The organism is Streptomyces tateyamensis (assembly GCF_003205575.1).
GTDB classification, from domain to species: domain Bacteria; phylum Actinomycetota; class Actinomycetes; order Streptomycetales; family Streptomycetaceae; genus Kitasatospora; species Kitasatospora tateyamensis.
On record NZ_PYBW01000172.1, the window covers coordinates 1 to 2,060 of the forward strand.

Consider the following 2,060-nt stretch of genomic DNA (forward strand, 5'->3'; position numbering starts at 1 on the left):
TCAACTGCGGAACGCAGGATATCGGACGCTCTTATGTATTTCACCCCGATGGCCTCTTGATCATCCAGCCATGGCTCAACGATCCCGGGCAACCGCGGGTCAGGTGTGCAAAAATCACACACATGAAGACGGCCGAGAGCTGGAACGAGATCGGCGAGCGGGTTGCGGAAACAAGGCAGGCCGCCGGAGTGAGCCAGGGCGAGCTGGCCATGCGGCTCGGCCTGGATCGAACTGCGCTCGTGCGCATCGAATCCGGCGAACGCAAGATCTCCGCCATGGAGCTGTTCCAGATCGCAGAAGCACTGGGCGTTCCCGCAGCGCACTTCGTCATGCGCCCACCCACCCCGCTGGTCTCGCGCCGGCACGGCCTGGATGAGGACGCAGACGACGCCACTCGCACCCGGTTCCGTTTCGACGCCCTTCTTGAGGCGCATTCGCGGGACGCCCAGTGGTTGATCGGGCAAGGCTTCCTCGTCCCCCCCGCGAGTCTGGCTCGACCGGAAGGGCCAGTAGATCCGGCTGCACTTGCCCAGACAGCACGTGCAGCGATTGGAAAGAGCAGCGGACCACTAGGCGGTCTCGCCCGGATTGCAGAGCAGTACGGGCTCTACCTCCTAAGCGTCGATGCCCAGGGTGAGGGAGCCTCTCTGCTGCTCGACGGCTTCGGAGTGGCTGTGGTGGGCGGCCAAGCCGCCCCCGGTCGGCGGCGTTGGACCGGGGCACACGAACTCGGGCACCACCTGCTCCAAGACGAGTACCACTCGGATCTATCGGTCGCGGCCGGTCGAGACGAGCGTGAAGAGCTCATTGACCGGATTGCCGATGAGTTGCTGATGCCTGACGCAGACCTTCAAGAGGCATGGAGACAGCGAGCGCAGGACACCAAGCCGCGGAGCTTCTTCATTGAGATCGCGGCCCGGTACCGGGTCTCCTGGGGAGTCGTCGTGCGCAAGGCCATCAGGCTTGGGCTTGTATCGGGCCTGGAGGCACGCCAACTGCGCGCCAGCACCCCGACCCGTGGCGATCTCCTCGCCGTGTACGGAGGAGAGCCCACCGAGGACCTGACCGTCGGCACCACCGGTCCGCAGTGGCGCAAGGCCGTCCTCGATGCCTGGGGCAACGGTGCCGTGACTGGCCCTCGAGCGGTGGAGTTGCTGCACGGCGCCATCGGGATCGACGAGTTGCCGCTGCGTGCGCTGGAGGAACCCGCACCGTGACCGCCGCCGCGCAGAGCACACCCGCTCTAGTCTGGGACACCTCACCCCTGTTCCATGCGATCAAGGCTGATCGCATCGACCTCCTGGCGGACTTCGCCCGAGAGTGGCAGGGCGTCACCCGCCGCAACATCACGACCGCGACCGTTGTCCACGAACTCACCCACGCCAACCTGGACATCTCCGGCCTCGACTGGCTGGAAGTTGTTCACGTCGACGGTCTCGACGAACTGGGAGCGCTGGTCCGCTGGATGGCGGTGGTCTCCGGCGAACGCTCCAACCAGGGAGAGGCAACGGTGCTCGCCTGGGCCGAGGTACACGGTGGCACCGCGGTGATCGACGATGCCGATGCTCGCCGTGCGGCCCAGAAGCACGGACTTCCGGTCCAGGGATCACTGCGTGTCCTTGCCGAGGCGTTGAAGGAAGACCGGGTTACCGAGTACGCCGCGAACGCGTTCGCTGATGCGCTCGCCAGCACCGGAGCCCGCTACCCGTTCGGGCCAGGTGGGTTTCTCGCTTGGGCACAGCGGATGGGGATGCTCTGATCGTCACGTCGGCGCACCGCAGTGGGCTCTCACTCGCACGGCCGTGCGGGACTCGTGGTTGCAGTTTTGGTTGCATTCACCCCCGTCCAGCTGAGTCCGGACGCAGCCCATCGGGCCACTCCGCCACAGGTCAGGATGCTCACGACCGCCGCCGAACGCCCGGACGGACAGTTGGAAAGCGTGTTGGGGGCAACCCCTCACGAGTTCGAATCTCGTATCCTCCGCCGGCAGGTGGCCCGGACCGCACAGCGGTCCGGGCCATCGTCGTTTGTGCCCAGGGTTGACCCTGTTGCCCATTCGT

At 66.0% G+C, this 2,060-nt stretch carries 2 protein-coding genes; both read left to right on the forward strand.

The features are described from left to right. On the forward strand, positions 1-1,217 hold a 1,217-nt coding region (locus tag C7C46_RS31235), incomplete at its 5' end, for a helix-turn-helix domain-containing protein (RefSeq protein ID WP_342775457.1). Next, positions 1,214-1,759, forward strand: coding sequence for a PIN domain-containing protein (locus tag C7C46_RS31240; protein ID WP_110673296.1), 546 nt, complete (start codon positions 1,214-1,216; stop codon positions 1,757-1,759). The genes C7C46_RS31235 and C7C46_RS31240, both read left to right, overlap by 4 nt. Positions 1,760-2,060: the final 301 nt, after the last annotated feature.